The following is a 19,168-nucleotide window of genomic DNA, read 5'->3' as shown; positions in this document are numbered from 1 at the left end:
GCGAGTTCTGGCTGGGCCTCGCCGTTGCTCTCCTCGCACAGGTCGTCCTCGCTCTCGTGCTGCTGACGACGGTCCACCTCGTCAACCGCTGACCCCCATACCGGCCGGGCTCCGTAAACCCCCCAGCGGAGCCCGGCCTCCTCTCCGCTCCAGGAGCACCACCATGAGCATCACCACCCTCACCGGCTGGGCCACGACCCACCCGGGGCTGGCCACCGTCGTCGCCTTGAGCGCGGCCGTGGTGGCGGCCGGCGCGGGCTGGGCCGCGGTGCGCTCACTCCGGCAAGCCGCCCGCCCGTCGGCCGCTGTGGTCGTCGCGGCGATCGCGGCCGCCGCCTGTACCGCGTACAGCGCGGACACCAGCTGGCGGTTCGCCGAGCACCGGCTTGGCATGGCCGACATCAGCGAGCGGGCCGCGATGTTCGCCGCCGCCGAACTGGCCCTGTTCGCCTGCGGCCTGATGGCCCGCGCCAACATGCGCACCACCGCCAGCGACAGCACGGCCGGATCGCCCGGTACGCCCGGCATGCTCGTGTGGGTCATCACCGGCGTGCAGATCATCCCCGCCTACGCGGAGTCCGGGCTGGTCGGCGGCACGGTGCGCGCGATGATCGGCCCCGTCCTCGCCGCGCTGCTCTGGCACCTGGCGATGGGCCTGGAACTGCGCATCGTCCGACCAGGCGCCCTCTCGGGCGGCCTGCCTGCGGTCATCGGCCGCGAGCTGAGGGAGCGTCTGCTGTCCCGCCTCGGCCTGGCGGTCCGGGACCGTACCGCGGAGCAGATCGCCCGGGACCGGGCCACTGCCCGCGCTGTGCGCCTCGCGTCCCGCCCCGGGCTCCGTGACTGGGGGAAGCGCCGCTTGGCCGCCGCTGTCGCCCGTGCCCACGTTGGTGATGACCCGAACCAGCGGCACAAGATGCTGCGCCTGCTCGCCGCTCGCCGCGGCGCCGACCAGCTCCGCACCATCGACCTGCCGTCCCTGTGGGAGCCCGAGCCCGGCCCGGTGCAGCCGCGCACCCCGACCGCACTCGCCCGGCAGAGCCTGGTGCACCTGCACCCGTTCGATGCCATCCAGCGGGTGCACTCGGCGCACCCCGGGCTGCACCCGGCCGCACTCGCCAGCCTCATGACGGAGCACGGCGTCGTCGTCTCCGAGCAGATGGCGCGGGTCGCCATCCGGGCCGGAAACCCTGTCCGCACTCGCACCCCGAGTGCACCCGCACCCGCACACCCGCTCGTACTCGACATCACCACCGCACCCGAGGTGCACCCCGAGGTACGCGCACCCGCACTCGTCTCCGCCGCAGCTCAGCCCAGGAGTGCAGTCCACGCCCGCGTACCCGAGTCCGGGCCGGAGGACATCTTCGACTTCATCAAGCGCCGCGCCGCCGAGGAGCGCGAGAAGGCCGACCCCGACGAGCCCGCACCCGGCGCAGGCGCGCACCCGAGTGCACCCGCACCCGCGAGTACGGACCCGCTCGTCGAGGCCGCCCGCGCACTCGGACAACCCGCATCCCTCCGCACCCTCAAGACCGAACTCGGCATCGGCCAGAAGCGGGCGCAGTACCTCCAACAACTCACCCGGGAGGACTGAGTGCAGACCGCCGCCTCCGTGTTCGTGGGCATCGCTGGGCTCGCCGCGCTTGCCGTCGCCATCTGGCCCCGCCGCCTGCCCACCGCCGGCGCCCGCGCAGTGCTCGCCGCCCTCATCGGCACCAGCGCCGCCGTCACCCTCGCCGTCGTCGTGACGGCCGCACTCCGCTGAGGACAGCCATGACCGACCCGATCATCCCGGCCCGTGTCTACCCCGCCGGCACTCCACTGCCGCCCGCCGCGGGCTCGCCCCCGCAGCCCTCGCTCGGGCCCGACTTCGTCCCACCCTGGCGCACCCCCACACCGCCACCCCCGCCGCCCGCTGCCCCGCCTCCGGCCGCGATCGAGATCCACCACGTCCACACCCACATCGTGGTCGCGCCCGAGCCCGAACCGGAGCCCGACGGCCCCTCCATCTGGGAACGCCTCGCCGCCTGGATCCGGCCCCGACAGACCATCATCGGCCTCGCCGCCGCCGTCATCCCCTACCCCGCCTACGGCCACAGCCTCGCCACCGCCTGGGCCGCCACGCTCTCCGACGCCCGCGACACCGGCTCCATCCGAGGCGCCTACACCCTCGCCGGAGTCGCGCTCACCATCGCTGTCCTGATCAACCGCCGCCGCCACACCTGGTGGGCCCGCACCCTCCTCGCCACCGCCCTCATCGGCGGCACCGGCGCACTCGGCTGGTACGACCCCATCACCCTGCTCACCGGAGTCCGACCGTGACCAGCAACCGCCTCTCCCTCGCCGGAGCCGCCATCAGCCTCGCCGTGCTGTACTTCAACCTGCGCCCCTGGTGGCGCGGAGGGCGCAACCTGAAAGACCTCGTGCCCTTTGCCCAATCGGCGCTACTCGGCGCCTTCTCCACCGTCTGCGCCGGCGGCCTCCTCGGCTGGCTCGCCGGATGCTCCGTCCAGAGCGCCAACACCGCCGGGTACAAGGCCGTCCCCGGCACCACCGGCACTCAGGACACCGGCCTGTCCCGCGGCACCTTCGACCGGCTCACCCCGGAGGGCGGTGTCGTCGTCTTCCTGCTGACCATGGTCGTTGCTGCCGCGTGGAAAGCCGCGGGCAAGCAGGACCGGCGCCGCATGGCCGGTGGGGCGTTCGTGGGCGCGACGCTGTGCATGACCGCGGGCGTAGCCGGGATGCTCGGTGGCCTCCCCAGCGCCGCCAACCACCTGGGAGATGGGCTCAAGGCCGCGCTGGAAGGGCAGGGTGTGCTGTGAGCTGGCGTCGTCACGTCGCCCGGGTGCCCGCCGGGGGCGAGCGGATCGCCCGCCGAGTCGGCCCTTCCCTGGCCGCATGGTGCCGCAAGAGCTACCGGCACGATCTCACCGGGTGGAAGGCGGGGGCCGGGCCAGCGCTGCGGGCGCTGCTGCTCCTTGGTCTGGCCGCCGGTCTCGCCTGGCTGGTGCGGACGTGGCCGAAGCTGCTGTGGGTCCTCGTCCCGGGGGCGCTGCTGGCTGCCTGGTACGCCGGACGCACGGCCCACGCGGAGGACGCTGAGGACGCCCCCGCGAACGAGTCCGAGAAAGGCCCGTCGGCCGTCGACCCCGACGCCGTCCGGCAGCTCCTCGCTGACCTCATCGGGGACCGGCCCGGGGTGCACCTCTCGGCCGTCCTCGCCCACCTCCAGGAGAGGGGGCTCGGGGAGGGCTGGGAGGTAGCCGAGTTGAGGGCCCGTCTGGAGGTCCAGGGGGTGCCGGTCAGGAGGTCGGTGAAGGTGGCCGGCCGGGTGGCGTACGGGGTGCACCGTGACGACCTCCCGACGCCCGCTGAGACCCCTTCCCCGGGTGAGGCCGCCGAACGGGCCGCGTGACCGTCTACCCCCTGGTCTACCTGCACGTCTACCGCTCATCTACCTGCCATCTACCGCCGTCTACCCGGCGGTCTACCACCCGAGAGAGGGCCCATGCTCAGGCGCAATCACCCCCACGCCCCGTGTGTCGTGACGAAGGTCAAGAAGGCGGACGGGACCCGAGACAAGCTGACGACCGCGCTGTCTGAAAACCAGTCGGAGGGCGTTGCTGAGTCCATCGCCGAGGCTCAGGTGAGCCAGCGGTGGCCCGGCGCGGAGGTGCTCTCCATGAAGGTCCACCGCACCAAGTAGCGACGTACCCCGGGGCGGCCGCCATGCCGCCAAGCCGTCGACCGCCCCGGTTCCCCATCCCGAGCACGAGACGAGGAGCCCCATCGTGGCACTCAAGAAGACCATGCCCATGAAGCCCGAGACGAAGCCGGACCCCAAGTACGCGACCACGTACCAGGCGTCGCGCGGCGGGCACTACAAGCCCGAGCCGAAGCCCACCCCCGGCAAGCCGAAGACGAAGTGACAGACAGCTCGAACACCACGTATCAGACCCGTCACACCCCTACCCACACCGCTCCACATGCGCTGAAATGCCCATCACCACACTCTTGGGGGGATTCCATGAGCAACCCATACCAGCCCGGCCCCAGCCCCTACCTGACGACACCTATGCCGCCCACGGGCCGCCCGAAGATGTTCAACAGCAGAGCCGCGCAGATCCTGTGGACCCTGCTGCCCATCGTGAGCCTCGGCCTCGCGGGCGCCGTGCCGCTGGTCGCCGCAACCGTCAAGGGCGTCGTGAAGCCCGTGGTGCCAGCGGTCTACGTCGTGGCCGAACTGGCCGTGTTCGGGGTCGTCGTGGCCCTCGGCGACGGTGATCATCCGGTCGCCGGTCTCGTTCTCATCCTGTTCATCATCACCGCGGCGACGCACACGGCGCTGCTGGACAGTGAGCGGGTCACCTTCGGGAAGTAGCGTCGCCTGCCACACTGGAGGCTCACGCTGGGTAGTGCCCGGCGCCGAGGCCCCCGCCGCGTCCCCCGTCGTGGCGGGGGCCTCCCCATGTCAGCCCTCAGGCGTACCGTGGAATGCGTCCCTACCCGAACTGCGTGGGCTGCGCAGCTACTCGGGAGCACCCCGCCCCGTCCCCTCCTAAGCCGGGGGCGGGGCGGCGGCATGCCCAGCCCACATCGCGGCGGCACCGTACGATAAGACAACGTTGTCAACCCGCCCGGGAGGTGCCGACCATGGACGAGCCGACACCAGACCAGTCCCGCGGCGGAGACGGCCGCTGGATCCGCATGCCCGAAACCGCCACCCGCGACGCCGAAGCCGCCCGCCTCCGCGCCCGCGGCATGACCTACCGCACCATCGCCGCCGAACTCGGCATGGACGTCCACTCGGTCCACGACGCCGTGAAGCGAGCGCTCAAGGAGATCGTGCAGGAACCCGCCGAGGACGTCCGGCGCATGGAGCTGGAGCGCCTCGACTTCCTCTACGAGAAGGCCATAGAGGTACTGGAGCGGGAACACGTCACCGTCTCCCAAGGGAAGATCATCTACCAGGGGGATGCACCGCTCCTCGACGACGGCCCCGTGCTCCAAGCCATCGACCGGCTCCTGCGCATCCAGGAACGCCGCGCCAAGCTCCTCGGCCTCGACGCCGCCACCAAGACCCAAGTCTCTGGCGGCGTGCGCTACGAGCTGGTCGGCATCGACCCGGAGCAGCTCAAGTGACCACCACTGTCGTGCGCTACGAGCCCCGAGGCGGAGCCCGCGAACTCTTCCACTCCCGGCAGTCCGAGATTGCCATGGCCGGGCCGGCCGGTACCGGCAAGAGCCTGGCCTGCCTCTACCGCGTCCACTTCGCCGCGCTCCACAACCCCGGCATCCGCTGCCTCATCGCCCGTAAGACAGCCGTCTCGCTCGGCTCCACCACCCTGGTCACCTTCGAGAAGAAGGTGGCAGTGGAGGCCATCGCGAGCAGCATCGTCCGCTGGTACGGCGGGAGCGCCCGAGAGGCCGCCTGCTACCGGTACAGCAACGGCTCCGTCATCGTCGTCGGCGGCCTCGACAAGCCCGAGAAGGTCCTCAGCTCCGAGTACGACCTGGTCTTCATCGACGAGGCAACCGAGCTGACGGAGACGGACTGGGAAACCCTCGGTACCCGCCTACGGAACGGCAAGCTCTCGTGGCAGCAGCAGATCGCAGCCTGCAACCCGGCGCACCCCACGCACTGGATCAAGCAGCGCGCGGACCGAGGCGGCATGGTGATGCTCCACTCCCGCCACCGCGACAACCCGGCCTACGTCAACGCCGACGGCAGCCTTACCGAGAAGGGCCGGGACTACATGGCCAAGCTCGATGCGCTGACCGGTGTCCGGAGGCTGCGCCTGCGGGACGGCGTTTGGGCGGCGGCCGAGGGCCTGATCTACGAGGGCTGGGACGACACGCTCCACGTCATCGACCCGTTCACGATCCCCGCCGAGTGGACCCGGTGGCTCACGATCGACTTCGGCTTCACCAACCCCTTCTGCGCCCAATGGTTCGCCGAGGACGGCGACGGCAGGCTCTACCTCTACCGCGAGATCTACCGGACGCGGCGGCTGGTCGAGGACCACGCGAAGCACATCCTCAAGCTGGTCACCGACGACGACGGCCAATGGACGGAGCCCCGGCCCCGCGCGGTGATCTGCGACCACGACGCCGAGGACCGCGCCACGCTGGAACGCCACCTGGGCATGTCCACCAGCCCGGCGAAGAAGACCGTGAGCGACGGCATCCAGTCCGTGCAGTCCCGGCTGAAGATGGCGGCCGACGGCCGGCCACGCCTGTTCCTCGTCCGCGGCGCCCTGGTCGAGCGTGACCGCGAGCTGGAGGACGCGAAGCGCCCGACATGCACGGAAGAGGAGGTCACCGGCTACGTGTGGGCGGTGAAGCCCGGGGGTGTGCTCAAGGAGGAGCCGGTGAAGGAGAACGACCACGGCATGGACGCGCTCAGGTACATGGTCGCCGAGCGGGATCTCGGCGGACGCCCACGGATGAGGTGGCTTGGATGATCGAGAAGTTGATGCCCCTCTGGGGCCGAGCCCGGACGGCGGTGCTCGCCATCGGCGGCTTCAGCGCCTTCACTGCCGCGGCGTGGATGGTCGCCGTCCCGGCCGGGCTCGTGGTGCTCGGGGTGTCGTGCTTCGCCCTGGAGTACCTGACCTCGCCCACCGGGAGGACGCGATGAGGTCGCCGCTCGGCACGATCTTCAACAAGGCCCCGGTGCCGTTCGTCTCCCGCGGGCACGTCAGCATGCCGTTCATGCACCGGCGGGACGCCGAGGCGCAGATGCGCGCGATGGGCTCGGTGGGCACGCTGTTCGCCATCGTCAACCGGACATCGAACGCGGTGGCTCAGGTCGACTGGAAGCTGTGGCGCACGGCCCGCAGCGGCAAGGACGAGGACCGCACCGAGGTCACCTCACACGCCGCGCTGGAACTGTGGAACAAGCCCAACCCGTATATGCCGCGCGGCGAGTTCGTGGAGACGATCCAGCAGCACCTCGACCTCACCGGGGAAGGCTGGTGGGTCATCGCCCGCAACGCGCGCGCCGCTGTGCCGCTGGAGCTGTGGCCGGTGCGCCCGGACCGTATGGAGCCGGTGCCGGACCCGCAGGAGTTCCTGACCGGCTACCTGTATCTCGGCCCGTCCGGCGAGCGCGTCCAGCTCGGACGCGAGGATGTCATCCAGCTCCGCACCCCCAACCCGCTCGACCCGTACCGTGGCATGGGCCCGGTCCAGGCGCTGCTGGCCGACATCGACGCGAACCGCTACTCGGCCGAGTGGAACCGCAACTTCTTCCTGAACAGCGCCCGCCCGGACGGCATCGTCAAGGTCGACAAGCGCCTGTCGGATGACGAGTTCGACGAGTTCAACGCCCGGTGGATGGAGCAGCACAAGGGCGTCGCCAACGCCCACCGCGTGGCGCTCCTTGAGCAGGGCATGGACTGGGTCGACCGCAACTACAGCATGCGCGACATGCAGTTCACCGAGCTCCGCGAAGTCTCGCGCGAGATCATCCGCGAGGCGTTCGGCATGCCCAAGGGGATGCTTGGCACCGTTGACGACGTCAACAGGGCGAACGCCGAGGCGGGCGAAGTCATGTTCGCCCGGTACCTCGTCAAGCCCCGCCTGGAGCGCATCAAGGCCGCGCTCAACCATGACCTGCTGCCGCTCTTCGGCGCGGCCGCGAAGGGCCTGGAGTTCGACTACTGCGACCCGGTGCCAGCTGACCGGGAGCTGGAGGCGAAGGAACTGTCCTCGAAGGCCGAGGCGGCCCGCAACCTGATCGAGGCTGGGGCGTACGGCCCGGAGGCGCTGAAGGCGATCGGGCTGCCTGAGATCCCCTTCGGCCAGCCGGATGCCGACCCGGACCGTGAGCTGCTCATCAAGCTGGTGACATCAGCTCCGGCCGCGCTGGCGAGCACGATCCTGCCGTTGCTCGGTATCGACGTCCCCGCCCCGCCAGCACCGGACCCGGCCAAGACCCCGCCGTCGGCCGAGCCGCCCGCGGCCCCGGAGGCGCGCAGCGTGTCCCTCTTCGACATCGCCCGTGCCCGGCCGCGCGCCCCGCACCACCAGCCGCGGGCCGCGCTCCGTGCTGCCGCCGGGGACGAGCCGGAGGAGGACGAGCCGGACGCAGTACGGGCCGCGCTGGCCGAGGCGCTGGAGCAGCTGCTCGACGAGTGGGGGCCCATCGCCGAGGCGCAGCGGGACGAGCTAGTGGAGCAAGTGCGCGCTGCCGTGGAGGACGGGGACACCGAGGCCCTTAGCCAGCTGACTGTGAGCACGGAGGACGCGGCCGCCAAGCTGATCGCCGCGCTCACCGCCATGTACGGCACGGCGGCCGGGCAGGCAGTCGAGGGGGCCGCGGCCCTGGATGTGACGGTGGAGCAGCCGGAACCGCCGGACGACTTGGGGCCGGTCGGCACCGCGATCGTCGTCCTGCTGGGGGCGTGGCTGGCGGCGGCCGCCGGGCGTGAGGCACTACGGCTGCTGACGCCTGGCGTGGCCGCTGGTGCGGTGGCTGACGCGGTACGGACGTTCCTGGAGGAGTTGCCGGATCGGCCGGTTCGGGACGCCCTCGGCGGGGCGCTGCACCGGGCGGCCAACATGGCCAGGTTGACGGTGCTGTCGGCGGCTCAGGCGCTGTCGTCGAGCCTGCGGCTGGTGGCCTCCGAGAAGCACGACACGAACGCGTGTCAGCCCTGCCAGGCCCTCGACGGCACGGTGTTCGAGGGTGCGTCGGAGGCGTGGGCGGCGTACGGGACGGGTGGCTACCAGAACTGCAAGGGCGGCGTTCGTTGTCGGGGCACGGTCGTGCTGCGCCGGGATAGTGCACAATGAGGTCTGACAACGTTGTCGATAACGTTGTCAGAGCGATCGAGGGAGGCCACGTGCCCGGCAGGCTCCGCACAGCTCGCCCCCGCGCATCGCTGCGCCAGGGCCGCGACTGGTACCGCATCAAGAACCTCGGCAACAGTGCCGCCGAGGTGGTCATCTACGACGAGATCGGCTGGTTCGGCGTCACCGCCGAGGACTTCATGGCCGAGCTGCGCGGGCTCGATGTCGGAGAGATCACCCTCAGGGTGAACAGCCCGGGTGGGGAGATCTTCGACGGCATCGCCATCCACAACCTGCTGCGCTCCCACCGCGCACAGGTCACCACCTACGTCGACAGCCTCGCAGCCTCGATCGCCTCCGTGATCGCACTGGCTGGTGACCGGGTCATCATGCAGCCGCACTCGCAGATGATGATCCACGACGGCAGCGGGCTGGCCATCGGCAACGCCGCCGACATGCGCGAGATGGCCGACCTGCTGGACCGCCAGTCCAACAACATCGCCGAGGTCTACGCCGAACGCGCGGGCGGCACCGTCGAGGACTGGCGGCAGCGCATGCTCGCCGAGACCTGGTACAGCGCCAAGGAGGCCGTGGCCGCCGGTCTCGCGGACGAGGTCGCGGAGACCCGGCAGCGCCCGGACGAGGGCGAACCGAACGAGCCCGCGCCGAACATGGCCGCCACCTGGGACCTGTCGATCTTCCGCTACACCGGCCGCGCCGAGGCCCCCGCGCCGGACGCCCCGGCCGTGGCCAACACCGCAGCACCGACCCACCACACGGACACCGCCGACGGCACATGGGACGCCGGAGCGCAGGAGAAGAAGCTCGACTCCCCGATGCCAGTGGCCACGGCCAAGAAGATGTACGGCTGGTACGACGGCAAGCAGGTCGAGGACGGGAAGGTCCCGAAGTCGGCGTGCAAGCTGCCGCACCACCAGGTCTCCGACGACGGCGCCCCGGGCGCGGCCGTGCTCAACGGCGTGCGCAACGCGCTGTCCCGGCTGCCGCAGTCCGACATTCCTGAGGGGGAGCAGGGCGCGGTCGAGTCTCACCTGCGCGCTCACCTGAAGGACGGCGGTGCAGGCGAGGAGGACCACGCCGAGCCCGGGCTGAGCGCGGCCACCGCCGAGCCTTCCACTCCGGCCGCGCCAGAGCCCGAACCGCTGGCCATGGCCGACGAGCCCGCCGACGACTGGGCGGCCCTGACCGCTCACCTCACCACCGAGCAGGACGACGCCGGCGACTGGTCAGCGCTCGTCTCCCAACTGACCCAGCCCGAAGCGTCGCCCGCGGCGACGGACGCCTGAAGGAGGCACACCCGTGGCACCCACGATCACCGTCCCGCGCAACTCGGATGAGCTGAAGGAGATGCTCACCGACAAGGCGAAGAGCAAGGACATCCTCGCCAGCCCGGAGGCCCTGACCGAGTTCATCGACTCCTACGCCAACAAGGCTCAGGGCGACGGCACCGAGCTTCAGAAGCTCGTCGACGAGGGCATTCAGAAGGGCTTCGCGGACTTCCTCCGCGAGAACGGCGCCGAGGACATCAAGCGCCCGGACCTGCGAGCCTCCACCCCCGACCCGTACGCCGAGGCGGACACGACCCTTCAGGGGCGCGGCCTGTACAACAAGGCCGCCGAGGGCGCCAAGGTCGACGGCCTGTTCAACAGCTCCGGGGAGCTGTTCCGTTCGATCGCCCGCCGCGACGACCTCTCCCCGGAGGCGAGCGCCAAGCTGGCGCAGCTGAAGAACTACAGCTCGGACATCCCCTCGGACGGCGGCTACCTCATCCCCGAGACACTTCGCTCCGAGCTTCTGCGGGTCTCTCTGGAGACGTCCGTGGTCCGGCCGCGGGCGCGCGTCATCCCCATGGAGACGCTGCGGGTGCCGTTCCCGGCGATCGACTCCACCACCAACGTCAACTCGGTGTATGGCGGCATCGTCGGCTACTGGACGGAAGAGTCCGGCACGCTGACCGAGTCGCAGGCCCGGTTCGGGCGCGTCGTGCTGGAGGCCCGGAAGCTCACCGGGTTCGCGAAGGTGCCGTCCGAGCTGATGCAGGACAGCCTCGTGTCGTTCTCGGCGTTCATCAACCAGATGTTCCCCGAGGCCCTGAGCTTCTTCGAGGACATTGCGTTCCTGGCCGGTGACGGTGTCGGCAAGCCCCTCGGTGTCCTCAACGGCAACGCAGCCATCTCCGTCACGCGCACCACCTCGAGCCAGGTCAAGTTCGAGGACGTCATCAACATGTACGCGCGGATGCTCCCGCAGTCCCTCTCGCGCGCCGTGTGGGTCGTCTCGAACAACGTCCTCCCGCAGCTGCTGAGCATGCGGATCGTGCAGCAGAACGTCGCCGGGACCGAGAACGTCGGCGCCGCCTCCCCGGGCCTGTGGCTCTCCGGCGGTCAGGCCATCGGCGCGCCGCCCATGACCCTCATGGGGCTGCCCATCGTCGTCAGCGAGAAGGTGCCCGCGCTCGGCGGCGCCGGGGACATCAGCCTGATCGACTTCGGCTTCTACTTGATCGGAGACCGGCAGGCGATGCAGGCCCGCCAGTCCGAGGAGCGGTACTTCGAGACCGACGAGGTCGCCTTCCGCATCATCGAGCGCGTCGACGGCCGGCCGTGGCTCCAGTCCGCGATCACCCCCGCCAACGGCGGGTCCACCCTCTCCCCGATCGTCAAGCTCGCCGCCTGACTGAGCGCACCAGAAAGAAAGGAACACCAGCATGGCCATGGAAGCTCTGGGGCGCCTCGTCGACGTGTGCATCGGCGCAGCCCCCGTCGACCTGTCCAGCGCGGCCGTCACCGGCAAGCGGGTCTCCCTGAAGGGAGCAGGCGGCCTCACCATCATCGTCTTCAAGGGCGCCGGCACCGCGGGCGACGACCCGACGCTCACGCTCAAGCAGCACACCGCCGCGTCGTCCGGCACCACGTCGAACCTGGCGATCATCGACCACTACTACCTGAAGGATGCCGCCACGCTGGCGGGCACCGAGCAGTGGACGAAGGTCACTCAGTCTGCGGCCGCAACGATCGCCGATCCGGGCGGCGCGGGCACATCCGCGGAACACCAGCAGATCATCGCGATCGAGGTGGACGCGGCCCAGCTGTCCGACGGGTACACGCACGTGTCCCTCGACGTGGCCGACGTGGGCACCAATGCGCAGCTCGGCGCGGTCCTCTACCTCCGACGCGACCTGCTCGCGCAGCGGGCCCCGGCCGCGCTGGCGGCGTCGCTGTGAGTCTGCGGGTCTGCCTGGACTGCACGACCGCGTTCGCGGTGGGGGTACGGCTGTGCCCCCAGTGCGGGTCGGAGCGGCACGCCGAGCAGGGATCGGCGGAGGCACTCGGCATTCAGGCGAGCGTTCCTGTCGAGATCGAGGAGGACACCATGCCGAAGATCACCCGCCATGGCGGGCCGAGCGTCGCCGGTGAGGAGCCTGAGGCGGACGCAGCGGAGGGCGGTGAGGACGTATCAGCTGGTACCAGCTCCGAGACATCCTCCGAGAAGCCATCGAAGAGCGACGAGCCGAGCAGCAGCGGGGGCCGCTCGCCTGCCCGGAAGACGGCGAACCGCTCCGCGAAGGGCCGGACGGGAAGCTCTTCTGCCGCTTCTGCGGGTGGCGCCCCGACGGGACGTACGTCGGACAGCCCTGACGACTGACCATCACGACAACGACGAGACCACGGGAGGAGGTGACCGGCGGTGGGTGTCTGGTACGCGACGCGTGAGGACGTCAAGGACGCGCTCGACGCAAAGGAGACGGCCCGCAGCAACGGGCGGATCGGCCGTGTCCTGGAGGGCGCCTCGCGGGCCGTTGAGGGCCTGTGCCACCGCCGGTTCTACCCCGAGCAGGCCACCAGGTTCTTCGACTGGCCGAACGAGCAGGGCGCGCGTCCGTGGCGGCTGTGGCTGGACGACTCGGAGCTGATCTCGGTCACCTCCCTGTCGTCCGGCGGCGTCGCCATCCCCGACACGGACTTCTTCCTGGAGCCCAACCGGTCGGGGCCGCCCTACCGGCGCATTGAGATCGACCTCGACTCGAATGCCGCGTTCGGCGGGGGCAGCACATCCCAACGGGATATCACCGTCACCGGCCTGTGGGGCTACTCCGCCGACGAGACCACGGCGGGCACGGTAGTCGAGGCACTGGACGCGTCCGAGACCGGCGTGGACGTGGACGGCCCGGCCTCGGCGCTGCTCGGTGTCGGCTCGGTGCTGCGCTGCGACAGCGAGCGCATGCTGGTGACGGGCCGGTCGCAATTCGACACCGGCCAGGATCTCGTCGGGGACCTGACTGCCTCGGCGGCCAACACCACGGTGGCGGTGGCCGACGGCGAGCAGTTCGCGGTGGACGAGGTGATCCTGGTCGACGGCGAGCGCATGCGCGTCGAGGACATCGCGGGCAACCAGCTCGTCGTCAAGCGCGCCTGGGACGGCAGCGTGCTGGCCGCGCACACCACCGGGACCAGCATCTACGCCGCCCGCACCCTGACCGTCACCCGCGGCGCACTCGGCACAACCGCCGCAGCGCACACCAGCGGCGCCTCGGTGTACCGCTGGGACCCGCCCGGCCCGGTGCGGCAGCTCGTCATCGCCGACGCCATCTACACCCTCACCCTGGAGCAGGCCGCGTACTCCAGGGCGCTGCGCACCGGCGAAGCGGGCAGCAGCGAGCGGTCCCGGGACACCCGCAGCCTTGAAGCGCTGCGGGACAGCATCTACACCTCCCACGGCCGCAAGGCCCGCACAAGGGCGGTGTGACGATGCCCGGCTTCAGGATCAACACCAACGTCAACACCAACGGCCCCATGTTCGACGGGCGGGCACAACGGGCGGCGAACGAGTACGCGGACCAACTGCGCTACCGCATCGCGACCGAGGCAGAGGACATGGTGCGCGCCCGGTTGCAGACCGTGTTGAAACACCCCACGGGCTACTACGAGTCGCACATTCGCGTCGAGCGCGCGGGCAACTCCTATGAGGTCACCGACGGCGGTGTGGTGTACGGGCCGTGGCTGGAAGGCACCGGCTCCCGCAACTTCCCGGTGACGAGGTTCCGCGGTTACGCGACGTTCCGCAGGGTCAAGGCCATGATCGACCGCCGCGCCGGCGGCATCGCCCAGCGCCTGCTCCAGCGCTACATCAGGAGGATGTGAGATGGCCCTCGACATCCTCGGCATCCTCGACGCGGTCACCTCGCACGCCATGGCCAGTGGGCATTTCGAGACCGTCAACGGCCACGAACCGGAGCGCGCCCCAGGCTACGGGCTGACGGCTGCGGTGTGGGTGGACCGCATCGACCCGGTGCGGTCCTCCGGGCTCGGCTCAACCTCGGCACGGCTGATCTTCAACGTGCGCCTGTATACGCCGATGGTGCAGGAGCCCGCCGACGCGATCGACCCGAACTTGGTGACCGCGCTGGACACGCTCATGCGCGCCTACGTCGGCTCTTTCACCCTCGGCGGGCGGGTCCGCGAGGTCGACGTACGAGGCACGCACGGCATCGGGCTGGAGGCGCGGGCGGGTTACCTCCAGCAGGACGGGGCGCTCCTGCGGGTGGTCACGATCACGCTGCCCACGATCGTCAACGACTTGTGGAATGAGGTGCCGTAGTGGGCAAGCAGTCGGGGCTCGGGGACAACCTGTACATCGCCGGGTATGAGCTGTCTGGCGACATCGGCAGCATCGGCAACGTGGGCGGCGGCCCGGCGGCCCTCGATATGACCGGGATCAACAAGGCGGCGATGGAGCGGGTCGGCGGTCTGCGGGATGGCCGGTTGCAGTATGTGGCGTACTTCAATCCGGACACCGACCGGGCGCATCCGCGGCTGTCGGCGCTCCCGACCGGCGATGTGGCCTGCTCGTACTTCCGGGGCACTGTGCTGGGCGGGGCGTCGGCGAACATCGTGGCGAAGCAGATCAACTATGACGGCACCCGAGGCGACTCGGGGGAGTTCACGTTCGCGGTTGAGGCGCAGGCCAACGGCTTCGGCGTCGAGTGGGGCCGCTCGCTGACCGCGGGGCCGCGTACCGACACCACCGGAACGAGCGGCTCCTCGGTCGACTTCGGTACCGGCTCCACCAGCTTTGGTCTCCAGGCGTACCTGCACGTCTTCGCGGTCACCGGCACCAGCGTGACCGTGAAGCTCCAGCAGAGCTCGGACGACGGGGGTGCGGACGCCTGGGCGGACGTGACCGGCGGTGCGTTCACTGCGGCGACCGGGGTCACCAGCCAGCGCATCGCCACCTCGGGATCCCAGACGGTCGAGCGGTACCTGCGGATCGTCACGACCGGCACCTTCTCCAACGCGGTCTTCGCCGTGAGCGTGGTCCGCAACGACACGGAGGTCCAGTTCTGATGCAGCGGCCAGTCAACCGGATCGACCCGTCCCTGCCGATTGGGGCGTACCAGACGTACAGCATCGCCTCGCCGCGGGACACCAGCGTGCGGGCGGTGTGTGAGCAGGTGGGTTGCGCGGCGTGGGCCCGCGGCTGGGAGTCGGTTATCGATGAGTCCACCGAGCTGGGCCAGCAGCAGGCGGCGTACATCCGGCAGCGCTCGGGCCGCACATTCCGCGAGCAGCGCACGGAGACCGGGCTGACGGTGTTCCGGTTCGAGTCCGGGCAGCGGTGCTTTGCCGACCACCGGACCCGGCCGGAGCTGTACGTGGTCCGGGATGGCGACTGGCGAGGAAACCCGACCGGCCGGGTCCGGCAGCACCAGCGGCCGCAGGACTGGGTCGAGGACTTTGGTGAGCACCAGCAGAAGCTGGCCGACCAGCAGCAGAAGGGATGACCAGCGATGGCCAAAGAGAGCGGGCTCGGGTGGACCACGTGCAGCGTGGACGACTCCAGCGGCACCCCGCAGGCGATCAAGAACGATGTGACGAACCTCCAGTTCGCCACGCCGAGGGCGGTGCAGGACGTCACCGGCATCGACAAGTCGGCGATGGAGCGGCTGCTGCTCTTGGCGGACTTCTCGATCACCCTCAACGGGGTCTTCAACGACGCGGCCAGCGCCAGCCACGACGTGTTCAAGACCGTGACCAGCACCTCGGTTGCCCGGACCGTGTCGCTCACCGTGTCCGGCCAGAGCCTCGCCAACGAGTGCCTGTTCACCGACTACCCGCTCTCCCGCTCCGACTCCGGAGAGCTGACCTGGGCGGTCCCCGGCGTCCTCGCCGACGGCACCGTGCCGACCTGGACGTGATGACCGTGGGATACCAGCACAAGCCGAAGAACATCACCCTGCGTTTCGAAGGCGACTCAGAGTACGCCGGGTTCGAATGCACCGTACGCGGGATGACCCTCGGCGAGTACATGGAAGCCATCGGCATCGACGAGGTCACTACCAGCGCGATCAGCGACATGCTCGCCAAGTTCGCTGCCTCGCTGATCTCCTGGAACCTGGAGGACCCCGAGACCGGTGAGCCGATCCCGGCCACCCCTGAGGCCGTGATGCGTCAGGACAAGGACTTCATGGTCCACGTCGCCACCGAGTGGACCACCGCCCTGTACGGAGTCTCGGGCCCTTTGGAGCAGACCTCGCCCGATGGCGAGCCGTCGGTGGCGGCGTCGATTCCGATGGACGCCCTGTCCGAAAGCCTCGCGAGCTGATCGAGGCCGAGACCATCCTCGGCCTCTGCCGCCAGTTCCACTGCCTCCCGAGCGCCTTGCTCGCCGAGGACGCCGGCCTGCTGCGCCTCTTGACCATCGAACGACTCGGCACCCCAGACGACACCGGAGACGGAGGTGAGCCATGGCCGACAGCGTGAACATCGTCGTCCACGTCACCAACCAGACCGGTCCCGGCATCGCCTCCGTCAACCGCGACTTCGACAAGCTCAAGACCGCCGCCCTCTCCCTCGCACCCGCGCTCATCCCGATCGCCGCCGCCACCGTGCCGATCGCCGCGCAGATGGGCGCCGCCGGTGTCGCCGTCGGCGCGTTCACCGCCGCGCTCATCCCCCAGGCCAAGGCCATGGGCGCCGCCTCGGACGCCCAGGGCAAGTACGAGGAGGCGGTGGCCAAGTACGGGGCCACCTCGACGCAGGCCGCAGAGGCAGAGAACGCCTACCTCCAGCAGGTGCAGAAGCTGCCGCCGGCCACGAGGCAGGCCGCGGCGGCGGTCTCGGTACTCAAGGACAACTACAAGCGCTGGTCGGACAGCTTGGCGAGCAACACCATGGCCCCGGTCACGCACTCCGTGCAGCTGCTCTCCGCGCTCTTCCCCAAGCTCTCGCCCCTAGTGAAGGGCGCGAGCGCGGAGCTCGATCGGTTCGTCACCATCGCCGCCGGCGGCGTCGCCAGCCCTGGCTTCGACAAGCTCATGCGCCAGTTCAGCGACTTCGCCACCGGCGCGCTGCGGGACGTCAACAACGGCCTGGTGCACCTGCTGCGCCGCCTGAACGAGGGGGCCGGGGCCGGGCCGCTGGCAGAGTTCATGGACTACGCCAAGAGGGTCGGCCCGCAGGTGGCCGAGACCCTGACCAACTTGGCCAAGGCTCTGGTGCATGTGGTCGCATCCGCGGCCGACACTGGCGTCAGCCTGCTGGGGATCGTCAACGCTCTGGCCAAGCTGGTCAACGCTCTTCCCACCGAGGTAGTCGGCACGCTCCTCCAGTTCGCCCTCGCGTTCAAGGCGGTGAAGCTCGCCGCGGCTGGGGCCGCCGCCGTCCAGGGCGCGGTCGCCGCGTTCAGCGGTGCGATCACGGCGATGACGACCGCGGCCGCGGGCGCCACCGGACGCATGGCGTCGTTGACGGCCGCGTTCGGCGCCTTGTCCCGTGGTGCCAAGGTGGGGCTGGTCGCTACCGGTATCGGTGTGCTGGTGATCGCCCTGGCGAAGCTGTCAGGCATCGGCAAGTCGGCGCCGCCGAACGTGGACCGGATGACCACCAGCCTCGGGAAGCTCGCGCAGACCGGGAAGATGAGCGGCGAGGCCGCCAGGGTCCTCGGCTCCGACATGAGCAAGCTGGCCGAAGCTGTGCGCGGCATGGAGCGGCCTTCGAATCTGGAGAAGGTCCAGCAGGGCCTCACCTCGTTGATCGGCATGGACTCCACGCCGGTGAAGCAGTGGAAGAGCACGCTCGACGGGCTGGACAAGAGCTTGGCCAATCTGGTCAAGAGCGGGAACGCCGACCTGGCCGAGAAGGTGTTCCAGCGCGCCGCGAAGTCGATGAGGGACCAAGGGCTGTCGACGAAGGAGCTGCGGAAGAACCTCGGTGACTACAAGTCGGCGCTCGCGGATCAGGCGTTCGCGCAGAAGATCGCCGCCGAGGGTATGGGGCTGTTCGGCGAGCAGGCGCAGGCGACCCAGCGGAAGCTGGACGCGCAGAAGCAGAGCGCCGATGGACTTCGGCAGTCGATCCAGGCACTGAACGAGGTCAACCGTCAGGGCTTGGGCGGGATGATCGGGTTCGAGGCGGCTATCGACGCGGCGGCCAAGGCGGCCAAGGAGAACGCCGGTAGCTTGCGCATGATCAACGGTGAGCTCGACCTGAACTCGCCCAAGGCTCAGGCCGCCGCCACCGCGCTGAATGACCTCGCCTCGAAGACCGACGCCGCCACCTCGGCAGCCCGTGAACAGGGCAAGTCCTGGACCCAGGTGAGCGCCGTCTACGAGCGGGGCCGTCAGAAGCTGATCGAGAACGCCATGCAGATGGGCCTGAACCGCGCGGAGGCCAAGCGGCTGGCGAGCCAGATCCTCAAGACGCCGGACAAGACCGCCATGATCAAGGCGGACCTGAAGGACCTGGAGGGCAAGCTCCGGAGCGCGAAGTCCCAGCTGAAGAAGGTCCCCGACTCCCGCAAGGCCGCGATCAAGGCGCAGATCTCCGACTTGCAGAAGAAGATCGCCCAGGCCAAGTCGCAGCTGTGGTCGCTGCCCAACCGGACCGTGTCGGTATACGTGCGCACCGTCGGTCTGGCCGCGGCGCGCGCGGCCCTGTCAGCACTCGGAGGGTACGCCGGGTTCGCCCATGGCGGCGTGGTCGGCGGCCATGCGGCCGAGGGCGGGCCGCGCACCGGTATGACGCTGGTGGGCGAGCACGGCCCGGAGCTGGTGAACCTGGCGCCCGGCTCCCGGGTGCGGTCCAACCCCGACACGCGGCGCATGCTCGGGGGCACCGCGCCTGCGTGGTGGGGCTCGGCGGCTGCTGCCGCGCGCCAGAACTTCGCCGCCGCTGGCGCGCCCCGGCCCGCAGCGGCGGCAGCGGGCGCCGCGGGCGAGTCGGAACCCATGGTCCTGGAGATCCGCTCGGGCGGCTCCCGGATGGATGACCTGCTGGTGGAGCTGCTGCGCGGCGCGATCCGCGTCAAGGGCGGCAACGTTCAGCGTGTCCTCGGCGTGAAGGGGGCCTGA

Annotated in this window: 23 protein-coding genes; all 23 read left to right on the top strand. The window is 70.2% G+C overall.

The window, feature by feature from the left end:
- Positions 1-163 precede the first annotated feature (163 nt).
- The 23 genes from ACJX2R_RS26900 (at position 164) to ACJX2R_RS26790 (ending at position 19,168) form a co-directional block, all read left to right on the top strand.
- Positions 164-1,594 carry a hypothetical protein gene (locus ACJX2R_RS26900; RefSeq protein WP_413102236.1) on the top strand — a complete coding sequence of 477 codons (1,431 nt, stop codon included), beginning with the start codon at positions 164-166 and terminating at the stop codon, positions 1,592-1,594.
- Complete coding sequence (locus ACJX2R_RS26895; RefSeq protein ID WP_413102235.1) at positions 1,595-1,765, top strand: hypothetical protein; 171 nt, start codon at positions 1,595-1,597, stop codon at positions 1,763-1,765.
- 8 nt (positions 1,766-1,773) lie between these two features.
- Positions 1,774-2,322: a hypothetical protein gene (locus ACJX2R_RS26890; RefSeq protein ID WP_413102234.1), complete on the top strand. Its 549-nt coding sequence runs from the start codon at positions 1,774-1,776 to the stop codon at positions 2,320-2,322.
- The gene (locus ACJX2R_RS26885; RefSeq protein ID WP_413102233.1) at positions 2,319-2,825 is read left to right on the top strand and encodes a hypothetical protein; all 507 of its coding nucleotides are present in this window, start codon (positions 2,319-2,321) and stop codon (positions 2,823-2,825) included. Before ACJX2R_RS26890 ends, ACJX2R_RS26885 begins: the two co-directional genes overlap by 4 nt.
- Complete coding sequence (locus ACJX2R_RS26880) at positions 2,822-3,418, top strand: hypothetical protein (RefSeq protein ID WP_413102232.1); 597 nt, start codon at positions 2,822-2,824, stop codon at positions 3,416-3,418. Before ACJX2R_RS26885 ends, ACJX2R_RS26880 begins: the two co-directional genes overlap by 4 nt.
- 93 nt (positions 3,419-3,511) lie before the next feature.
- Positions 3,512-3,709, top strand: a complete 198-nt coding sequence (locus ACJX2R_RS26875; protein ID WP_413102231.1) for a hypothetical protein — start codon at positions 3,512-3,514, stop codon at positions 3,707-3,709.
- An 85-nt stretch (positions 3,710-3,794) separates the two neighbouring features.
- A complete protein-coding gene (locus ACJX2R_RS26870; protein WP_413102230.1) occupies positions 3,795-3,932 on the top strand; it encodes a hypothetical protein in 138 nt (45 codons plus the stop codon).
- A gap of 98 nt (positions 3,933-4,030) precedes the next feature.
- Positions 4,031-4,384 carry a hypothetical protein gene (locus ACJX2R_RS26865; RefSeq protein ID WP_413102229.1) on the top strand — a complete coding sequence of 118 codons (354 nt, stop codon included), beginning with the start codon at positions 4,031-4,033 and terminating at the stop codon, positions 4,382-4,384.
- A 272-nt stretch (positions 4,385-4,656) separates the two neighbouring features.
- A complete protein-coding gene (locus tag ACJX2R_RS26860) occupies positions 4,657-5,145 on the top strand; it encodes a helix-turn-helix domain-containing protein (protein WP_413102228.1) in 489 nt (162 codons plus the stop codon).
- Positions 5,142-6,467 carry a phage terminase large subunit gene (locus tag ACJX2R_RS26855; protein ID WP_413102227.1) on the top strand — a complete coding sequence of 442 codons (1,326 nt, stop codon included), beginning with the start codon at positions 5,142-5,144 and terminating at the stop codon, positions 6,465-6,467. The genes ACJX2R_RS26860 and ACJX2R_RS26855 overlap by 4 nt, the downstream gene beginning before the upstream one ends.
- Positions 6,464-6,643, top strand: a complete 180-nt coding sequence (locus tag ACJX2R_RS26850) for a hypothetical protein (RefSeq protein WP_413102226.1) — start codon at positions 6,464-6,466, stop codon at positions 6,641-6,643. The genes ACJX2R_RS26855 and ACJX2R_RS26850 overlap by 4 nt, the downstream gene beginning before the upstream one ends.
- Entirely contained in the window at positions 6,640-8,802 is a 2,163-nt protein-coding gene (locus ACJX2R_RS26845; RefSeq protein WP_413102225.1) for a phage portal protein, read from the top strand. The genes ACJX2R_RS26850 and ACJX2R_RS26845 overlap by 4 nt, the downstream gene beginning before the upstream one ends.
- Before the next feature lie 50 nt (positions 8,803-8,852).
- Positions 8,853-10,106 carry a head maturation protease, ClpP-related gene (locus tag ACJX2R_RS26840; protein WP_413102224.1) on the top strand — a complete coding sequence of 418 codons (1,254 nt, stop codon included), beginning with the start codon at positions 8,853-8,855 and terminating at the stop codon, positions 10,104-10,106.
- A 13-nt stretch (positions 10,107-10,119) separates the two neighbouring features.
- Entirely contained in the window at positions 10,120-11,496 is a 1,377-nt protein-coding gene (locus ACJX2R_RS26835) for a phage major capsid protein (protein ID WP_413102223.1), read from the top strand.
- Positions 11,497-11,527: 31 nt separating this feature from the next.
- A complete protein-coding gene (locus tag ACJX2R_RS26830) occupies positions 11,528-12,043 on the top strand; it encodes a hypothetical protein (protein ID WP_413102222.1) in 516 nt (171 codons plus the stop codon).
- A 464-nt stretch (positions 12,044-12,507) separates the two neighbouring features.
- On the top strand, positions 12,508-13,566 hold the full coding sequence (locus ACJX2R_RS26825; protein ID WP_413102221.1) for a hypothetical protein: 1,059 nt from the start codon (positions 12,508-12,510) through the stop codon (positions 13,564-13,566).
- Positions 13,567-13,568: 2 nt separating this feature from the next.
- Complete coding sequence (locus tag ACJX2R_RS26820; protein WP_413102220.1) at positions 13,569-13,961, top strand: hypothetical protein; 393 nt, start codon at positions 13,569-13,571, stop codon at positions 13,959-13,961.
- Position 13,962: 1 nt separating this feature from the next.
- Positions 13,963-14,418 (top strand): hypothetical protein, encoded by a 456-nt coding sequence (locus tag ACJX2R_RS26815; RefSeq protein ID WP_413102219.1) that lies wholly within the window; start codon positions 13,963-13,965, stop codon positions 14,416-14,418.
- Positions 14,418-15,164 carry a hypothetical protein gene (locus ACJX2R_RS26810; protein ID WP_413102218.1) on the top strand — a complete coding sequence of 249 codons (747 nt, stop codon included), beginning with the start codon at positions 14,418-14,420 and terminating at the stop codon, positions 15,162-15,164. Before ACJX2R_RS26815 ends, ACJX2R_RS26810 begins: the two co-directional genes overlap by 1 nt.
- On the top strand, positions 15,164-15,601 hold the full coding sequence (locus ACJX2R_RS26805) for a hypothetical protein (protein WP_413102217.1): 438 nt from the start codon (positions 15,164-15,166) through the stop codon (positions 15,599-15,601). The genes ACJX2R_RS26810 and ACJX2R_RS26805 overlap by 1 nt, the downstream gene beginning before the upstream one ends.
- Before the next feature lie 6 nt (positions 15,602-15,607).
- Complete coding sequence (locus ACJX2R_RS26800) at positions 15,608-16,015, top strand: hypothetical protein (protein ID WP_413102216.1); 408 nt, start codon at positions 15,608-15,610, stop codon at positions 16,013-16,015.
- On the top strand, positions 16,015-16,422 hold the full coding sequence (locus ACJX2R_RS26795; protein ID WP_413102215.1) for a hypothetical protein: 408 nt from the start codon (positions 16,015-16,017) through the stop codon (positions 16,420-16,422). The genes ACJX2R_RS26800 and ACJX2R_RS26795 overlap by 1 nt, the downstream gene beginning before the upstream one ends.
- A 142-nt stretch (positions 16,423-16,564) precedes the next feature.
- Positions 16,565-19,168: a hypothetical protein gene (locus ACJX2R_RS26790; RefSeq protein WP_413102214.1), complete on the top strand. Its 2,604-nt coding sequence runs from the start codon at positions 16,565-16,567 to the stop codon at positions 19,166-19,168.

The organism is Streptomyces sp. Inha503, from assembly GCF_047215865.1.
GTDB lineage: Bacteria > Actinomycetota > Actinomycetes > Streptomycetales > Streptomycetaceae > Streptomyces > Streptomyces lycopersici.
The sequence above is the reverse complement of the archived record's forward strand: the minus strand, read 5'-3'. Positions and strand labels throughout refer to the sequence as shown.

Coding starts and splice junctions, on each gene's coding strand:
- ACJX2R_RS26900 (WP_413102236.1), top strand. CDS start 164: ATGAGCATCACCACCCTCACCGGCTGGGCCACGACCCACCCGGGGCTG.
- ACJX2R_RS26890 (WP_413102234.1), top strand. CDS start 1,774: ATGACCGACCCGATCATCCCGGCCCGTGTCTACCCCGCCGGCACTCCA.
- ACJX2R_RS26875 (WP_413102231.1), top strand. CDS start 3,512: ATGCTCAGGCGCAATCACCCCCACGCCCCGTGTGTCGTGACGAAGGTC.
- ACJX2R_RS26865 (WP_413102229.1), top strand. CDS start 4,031: ATGAGCAACCCATACCAGCCCGGCCCCAGCCCCTACCTGACGACACCT.
- ACJX2R_RS26860 (WP_413102228.1), top strand. CDS start 4,657: ATGGACGAGCCGACACCAGACCAGTCCCGCGGCGGAGACGGCCGCTGG.
- ACJX2R_RS26850 (WP_413102226.1), top strand. CDS start 6,464: ATGATCGAGAAGTTGATGCCCCTCTGGGGCCGAGCCCGGACGGCGGTG.
- ACJX2R_RS26845 (WP_413102225.1), top strand. CDS start 6,640: ATGAGGTCGCCGCTCGGCACGATCTTCAACAAGGCCCCGGTGCCGTTC.
- ACJX2R_RS26830 (WP_413102222.1), top strand. CDS start 11,528: ATGGCCATGGAAGCTCTGGGGCGCCTCGTCGACGTGTGCATCGGCGCA.
- ACJX2R_RS26820 (WP_413102220.1), top strand. CDS start 13,569: ATGCCCGGCTTCAGGATCAACACCAACGTCAACACCAACGGCCCCATG.
- ACJX2R_RS26815 (WP_413102219.1), top strand. CDS start 13,963: ATGGCCCTCGACATCCTCGGCATCCTCGACGCGGTCACCTCGCACGCC.
- ACJX2R_RS26805 (WP_413102217.1), top strand. CDS start 15,164: ATGCAGCGGCCAGTCAACCGGATCGACCCGTCCCTGCCGATTGGGGCG.
- ACJX2R_RS26800 (WP_413102216.1), top strand. CDS start 15,608: ATGGCCAAAGAGAGCGGGCTCGGGTGGACCACGTGCAGCGTGGACGAC.
- ACJX2R_RS26795 (WP_413102215.1), top strand. CDS start 16,015: ATGACCGTGGGATACCAGCACAAGCCGAAGAACATCACCCTGCGTTTC.
- ACJX2R_RS26790 (WP_413102214.1), top strand. CDS start 16,565: ATGGCCGACAGCGTGAACATCGTCGTCCACGTCACCAACCAGACCGGT.